Raw genomic sequence first — 706 nt, 5'->3', positions numbered from 1 at the left:
TCATTGGAGCACCTGTGTTGTTCTGAGGTGAGCATATCACCTCTGTTCAGGTGGCCAAATTCAGTGTGCCACTTCACTTCGCGCAGGGACAATATTTGTACTCTGCACAGACAAGATTGAGTAAGAGTAACTTCAGGAATAATGGTGTACATATCCCCTTGCTGGGTCGTATTAAAGGTTATCTGGCTGGAAAGTGCCGCAAGGAGTAATAACGCATTCATATTCTTCTCCCGAAAAAAAACAGGGCTTGCGCCCTGTTTCTGTAATACAAATGATGTATTAATACTGATGAGCGGTCGCGTTGTTACCAAAGCCAACCTGAGTCACGTTGACGGAGGAGTTCGATGCAGTCTGGTCAACTGCAGCACCGTTGCCACCACCGAACTGTTTAACAGTCATTTCAGAATTTTTGCCGTTCCACTGATCAAGAGTGGCGCTGTTACCGAAGCCACGTTGGGTCAGATCGATTGAGCTGTCATCTGAGCCCTGACCAACATCTGCACCATTACCACCGCCATGCTGGGTAATAGTCAAGTCAGAGTTACGGGCATCAGTTTGCAGAGCAAGTGCAGAGTTACCGCCACCGTACTGGTAAATGTTCAGCTCTGAATTTGGGCCGCTATTATTACTGAGGTGTACTGGCAATAGCGGACACTACCATTTGTTCTTTTTTAAGCAGCCATCTGATGATATTTTTCCCTGAAGG

1 protein-coding gene and 1 pseudogene are annotated in these 706 nt (G+C 46.7%); both read right to left on the bottom strand.

Features of this window, described 5'->3' with window-relative positions; genetic code table 11:
• A pseudogene (locus ABZJ92_RS22085) lies at positions 1-221 on the bottom strand (hypothetical protein); the annotation flags it as partial.
• A gap of 58 nt (positions 222-279) precedes the next feature.
• Positions 280-645, bottom strand: a complete 366-nt coding sequence (gene csgA / locus ABZJ92_RS22080) for a curli major subunit CsgA (RefSeq protein ID WP_001144017.1) — start codon at positions 643-645, stop codon at positions 280-282.
• Positions 646-706: the final 61 nt, after the last annotated feature.

Origin of the sequence: Shigella sp. FJ200513 (assembly GCF_040495915.1) — a bacterium.
GTDB lineage: Bacteria > Pseudomonadota > Gammaproteobacteria > Enterobacterales > Enterobacteriaceae > ECMA0423.
Note: the sequence above shows the minus strand (reverse complement) of the source record. Positions and strands in the feature narration are given on the sequence as shown.